We start from the raw sequence: 5,604 nt of genomic DNA, 5'->3' as shown, positions 1-5,604 counted from the left end.
ACGGGCGCGGCGAGCTGTCGCCCGGGAGCGACCTCGACCTGCTCCTCCTCCACGACGGCACCCTGGACAAGCCACGCCTCGCCGCACTCGCCGACCGCGTCTGGTACCCCGTCTGGGACCTCGGCCTCGCCCTCGACCACTCGGTGCGCACCCCCGCACAGGTCCGGGCTGTCGCGGCCGACGACCTCAGGGTGCAGCTCGGTCTCCTCGACGCGCGCCACCTCGCGGGCGACGCGCAGCTCACCGCGTCGACGCGGGTCGCGGTGCTGGCGCAGTGGCGTGCCCAAGCCGCCGACAGGCTCCCGCAGTTGAGGGAGCTGGACGAGGAGCGCGCACGCCGCCACGGCGATCTCGGGCACCTCCTCGAACCCGACCTGAAAGAGGCGCGCGGCGGCCTCCGCGACGTCACCGCGCTCCGCGCCGTCGCCGCCTCCTGGCTCGCAGACGCCCCGCGCGAGGGACTCGCCGCCGCCCACACCGCCCTCCTCGACGTACGCGACGCGCTCCACCTCGCCACCGGCCGCGCCACCGACCGCCTCGCGCAGCAGGACCAGCCGCGGGTCGCCGCCGACCTCGACCTCGCCGACGCGGACGCGCTGCTGCGCCGCGTCCACGAGTCCGCGCGGCGCGTCTCCTGTGCGAGCGAGGTGACGTGGCGCGAGATCGGCCGCGTGCTGCGGTCCCGTACGCAACGGCCGGCCCTGCACGGCCTGTTGGGCGGTGCGGGGCGCACGGGCCCACCGGAGCGGACGCCGCTCGCCGAGGGCGTCGTCGAGCACGAGGGGGAGGCCGTGCTCACGCGCGGCGTACGCCCCGAGCGTGACCCGGTGCTCGCGCTCCGCGCGGCCTCGGCCGCCGCGAAGTCCGGGCTCCCGCTCGCGTCCGCGTCGGTGCGCCGGCTCGCGCCCGCGGTGCGCAAGCTGCCGGTGCCGTGGCCGCCGGAGGCCCGCGAGGAGTTCGTCACCCTGCTCGGCGCCGGCGTCGCGACGGTGCCGGTCTGGGAGGCGCTGGAAGCGGAAGGGCTGATCCCCGAACTCCTCCCCGACTGGGAGCAGGTGCGGTGCCGGCCGCAGCACAACCCCGTGCACCTCTTCACCGTCGACCGGCACCTCGTGGAGACGGCCGTCCGTGCCTCCGCGCTCACCCGCCGGGTCCACCGTCCCGACCTCCTGCTCGTCGCCGCGCTCCTCCACGACATCGGCAAAGGGCTCCCGGGCGACCACTCCGCCGAGGGCGCGGAGATCGCCGAGCGGCTCGCACTGCGGATCGGCTTCGCCGAGGCGGAGGCAGCGACCGTCGCCCTCCTCGTCCGCCGCCATCTGCTGCTCGTCGAGACGGCGACCCGGCGCGACCTCGACGACCCCGCCACGGTCCGGGGCGTCGCCCACGCCGTGGGTGCCAGAGGCACGCTGGAGCTCCTGCACGCGCTCACCGAGGCCGACGCGCGCGCGACAGGGCCCGCGGCCTGGTCCGCCTGGCGCGCCGCGCTCGTCCGGGACCTCGTCGAGCGGACCGACGCGCAGCTCGCCGGCGAGCCAGCACCGCGGCCCGCAGCCTTCCGTCCGACGGCGGAGGCCGAGCGGTTGGCCGCGGAGGCACGGCGCACCGACGGCCCCGTACTCGCGCTCCGCGCTCGGAGGGAACACCCTGCGCACACGGCGGACGCCGACGGGCAGGAGCCCGAACCCGAGCCCGTCGGCGTCGAGTTGCTCCTCGCGGTCCCCGAGCAGCCGGGCGTGCTGCCGTGCGCGGCCGGCGTGCTGGCGCTCCACCGGCTCACGGTGCGCGCCGCCGACCTGCGCACCGTCGAGCTGCCGGGCGAGCTCGCCGCGGACAGGAGGCCCGTGCTGCTGCTCACCTGGCGGGTCGCCGCCGAGTACGGTTCGCTCCCGCAGGCCGACCGGCTCCGCTCCGACCTCCGGCGCGCGCTCCGCGGCGCTCTCGACATCACCGCACGCCTCGCGGAGCGCGAGGCGGCGTACGGACGGAAGCGAAAGGCGCCGGCGCCGCCGCCGGTGGTGACGGTGCCGTGCGACGGCTCCGAACTCGCCACCGTCCTGGAGGTCAGGGCGCAGGACACCCCAGGGCTGCTCCACCGGATCGGCAAGGGGCTGGAGGACGCGGGGGTACGAGTCCGCAGCGCGCACATCAGCACCTTCGGCGCCAACGCGGTGGACGCCTTCTACCTGACGGACGGGCGGGGAGCGCCGCTCTCCGACGCCGCCGCGCTCGCCGCCGCGCTCCGGGAAACGCTGGCGCGGCCGTAGTCGGGGCCCGTCCCAAACCCGGCGCTGACCGCAACCCCGCGAGGCGGATACCCTTGGGGGTCGACTGCCACTTGACCGCCAACGCGAAGGACCCGCGACCGCCGTGTTCGACACTCTTTCCGATCGCCTCGCAGCGACCTTCAAGAACCTCCGGGGCAAGGGCCGCCTGTCCGAGGCGGACATCGACGCCACGGCGCGCGAGATCCGGGTCGCGCTCCTGGAGGCGGACGTCGCGCTGCCCGTGGTCCGCGCCTTCATCAAGCAGGTCAAGGAGCGGGCGCTCGGCGCCGAGGTCTCCCAGGCGCTCAACCCGGCCCAGCAGGTCATCAAGATCGTCAACGAGGAGCTCATCGGCGTCCTCGGCGGCGAGACACGGCGTCTCCGCTTCGCGAAGAACCCGCCGACGGTGATCATGCTCGCCGGCCTCCAGGGCGCGGGCAAGACCACCCTCGCGGGCAAGCTCGGCCGCTGGCTCCAGAAGCAGGGCCACACGCCGCTCCTCGTCGCCGCCGACCTCCAGCGCCCCAACGCGGTCAACCAGCTCTCCGTCGTCGCCGAGCGCGCCGGTGTCGCCGTCTTCGCGCCGGAGCCCGGCAACGGCGTGGGGGACCCGATCGAGGTCGCCAAGGACTCGGTCACGCACGCCAAGGAGAAGCAGCACGACGTCGTCATCGTCGACACCGCGGGCCGCCTCGGCATCGACGAGGAGCTGATGCAGCAGGCCGCGGACATCCGCGACGCGGTCAGCCCCGACGAGGTCCTCTTCGTCGTCGACGCGATGATCGGTCAGGACGCGGTCTCGACGGCCGAGGCGTTCCGCGACGGTGTCGGCTTCGACGGCGTCGTCCTCTCCAAGCTCGACGGCGACGCCCGCGGCGGTGCCGCCCTCTCGGTGGCGCACGTCACGGGCAAGCAGATCATGTTCGCCTCCAACGGCGAGAAGCTCGACGACTTCGACGCCTTCCACCCGGACCGGATGGCGTCGCGCATCCTCGGCATGGGCGACATGCTCACGCTGATCGAGAAGGCCGAGGAGACCTTCAGCCAGCAAGAGGCCGAGAAGATGGCGGCCAAGCTGGCGAAGGGCCCCAAGGAGTTCACGCTCGACGACTTCCTGGCCCAGATGGAACAGGTCAGGAAGATGGGCTCCATCTCCAAGCTCCTCGGGATGATGCCCGGCATGGGTCAGATGAAGGAGCAGATCAACGACCTCGACGAGCGGGACGTCGATCGCACCGCTGCCATCATCAAGTCCATGACGCCGGGGGAGCGCGCCGAGCCCACGCTCATCAACGGGTCGCGCAGGGCGCGCATCGCGCGCGGTTCGGGCGTCGACGTCAGCGCCGTGAAGAACCTGATCGAGCGGTTCTTCGAGGCGCGGAAGATGATGTCGAAGATGGCCCAGGGCGGCGGCATGCCCGGTATGCCGGGGGCGCCGGGCGGTGCCGCGAAGAAGAAGGCGAAGCAGCAGAAGAAGGCGAAGGGCAAGCGCCAGTCGGGCAACCCGATGAAGCGCAAGCAGCAGGAGCAGGCCGAGGCCGATCGCAAGTCGGGGGAGCAGGGCAGCGCCTTCGGCATCCCGGGACCCGGCCAGGGCCCGGGCGGGTTCGAACTCCCCAAGGAGTTCAAGGACATGCTGCCCCCCAAGTGAGCCTTGTCCGTGTGAGGACGATGATGTGGGCATGCATGTCTACATCCGCCCGCCGCAGCCCGAGGACGAACGGGCGTACAGCGAGGCCGTCCTGCGCTCCGCCGACCACCTCACCCCGTGGAACCCGGTGGAGCCGGACGGCCTCCCGGACCTGCTGCGCCGCCAGGGCCCGCTGCTCCGCAGCTTCCTGATCTTCGACGGCGGCGACGACGGCCTGGTCGGGCGGGTGAACGTGGCGAACATCGCCCGCGGCAGGTTCCGCAACGCCTCCCTCGGCTACGACAGTTACCTCCCGTACGCGGGGACCGGCCGCATGACCGAGGGCCTCCGCCTCATCGTCGACCGCTGCTTCGCGCCGACCCCCGAGGGGCTCGGCCTCCACCGGCTGGAGATCAACGTGCAGCCGGAGAACGAGCGCTCCCTCGCGCTCGCCCGCCGCCTCGGCTTCCGCCACGAGGGCTTCTCGCCGCGGATGCTCTACATCAACGACGACTGGCGCGACCACGAGCGTTTCGCACTCACCGCCGAGGAGTGGCCGAGGGGCTGACCCCGGCGCGGAGTCCGACTGCCTCGCCGTCGCGCACGCGCTCGTCGCACCGGGCCTTCGTCACGGGCAACAGACGGCTGCGCAACGGAGATTGCGGTTGGTGCCGGCCGCGAAGGGGCATATGCGGACGCTCTCGGCCTCTTCGGTACGGGAAGCGATCTCCGAGGTACGCTCACTCGACAGGGACAGCTCAAAGACCGGCGTCCAGTCCGAGCCGCAAGGGACTCATGCCGCAGGCACGTGCCGCACACCCACGCAGCACCGGCCGAGTGGAGCCGACAGGCCGCGCGGAACGTCCCAGTGGGCGAGCCATCGCACACGGCCTCTCCGCCGATACGTCCCGGCATGCGACAGGTGTACGAGTCCTCCGCAGTTCTTCGCAGGCGCCCTCGTCCGGCCCCATCAGCGAGAACTGACTGGTACGTGCAAAATATTTGGGATGGCCCGGAATCGGAACACCGGGGCACTCCGACTCGTTAAGAACGACGTGAGCACGACACCACCAGTACTCGCCGCCGAACTGGCAGCCGCCTGGGCCGACATTCAACGGCACCACCCCGAGCTGCCGGATCTGGCCGCGCCCGAATCGCTGATCGGTGAGTCCTCGTCCGCCTGCGGCACGGGGCTCTCCTTCGAACGGCTGCTCCACGAGGCCGTGCACGGCATCGCCGCCGCGCGCGGAGTCCGCGACACCTCGCGGGCCGGCCGCTACCACAACCGCCGATTCCTGGGCATCGCCGAGGAGTTGGGACTGGACCATCCCGAGGAGCCGCACCCCAGCAGCGGCTTCTCGCTGGTGATCCTCACCCCGGAGACCAGACGCCGCTACCGCCCGACGACGGAGCGCCTCCAGCGCGCGCTGAAGGCGTACAGCGCGGCGACGACGTCCGACACCGGCAGAAGCTTCCGCGGCCCCGCAGCCCGGCACGGCTCCTCGGGCGGGGGCGTGCGCGTCAAGGCCGTCTGCGACTGCGGGCGGAACGTCCGGGTCGTCCCCTCGGTGCTGGCGCAGGCGCCGATCATGTGCGGAGCGTGCGGCAAGCCGTTCCGTATCCCCGCCGAGCCGAGCGCGCCGGAGCCCGTGGCCGCCGTCGGCTGAGGACGGCGGCCGCCGTCCGCCCGCGGGAGCCGCCCTCCGG

General features: G+C 73.0%; 4 protein-coding genes. All 4 read left to right on the top strand.

Annotation, left to right across the window (positions count from 1 at the left end):
• The coding region (locus tag UWG_RS0124760; protein ID WP_016909886.1) for a [protein-PII] uridylyltransferase at positions 1–2,267 on the top strand (2,267 nt) is incomplete at its 5' end.
• Between the two features lie 103 nt (positions 2,268–2,370).
• The gene (gene ffh / locus UWG_RS0124755) at positions 2,371–3,918 is read left to right on the top strand and encodes a signal recognition particle protein (RefSeq protein ID WP_016909885.1); all 1,548 of its coding nucleotides are present in this window, start codon (positions 2,371–2,373) and stop codon (positions 3,916–3,918) included.
• Positions 3,919–3,949: 31 nt separating this feature from the next.
• Complete coding sequence (locus UWG_RS0124750; protein WP_193386481.1) at positions 3,950–4,465, top strand: GNAT family N-acetyltransferase; 516 nt, start codon at positions 3,950–3,952, stop codon at positions 4,463–4,465.
• Positions 4,466–4,904: 439 nt separating this feature from the next.
• The gene (locus UWG_RS0124745; protein ID WP_193386480.1) at positions 4,905–5,564 is read left to right on the top strand and encodes a hypothetical protein; all 660 of its coding nucleotides are present in this window, start codon (positions 4,905–4,907) and stop codon (positions 5,562–5,564) included.
• The last annotated feature ends 40 nt before the right edge of the window (positions 5,565–5,604 follow it).

The sequence above is a fragment of the Streptomyces xiaopingdaonensis genome (assembly GCF_000262345.1).
Classification (GTDB): domain Bacteria; phylum Actinomycetota; class Actinomycetes; order Streptomycetales; family Streptomycetaceae; genus Streptomyces; species Streptomyces xiaopingdaonensis.
The sequence above is the reverse complement of the archived record's forward strand: the minus strand, read 5'-3'. Positions and strand labels throughout refer to the sequence as shown.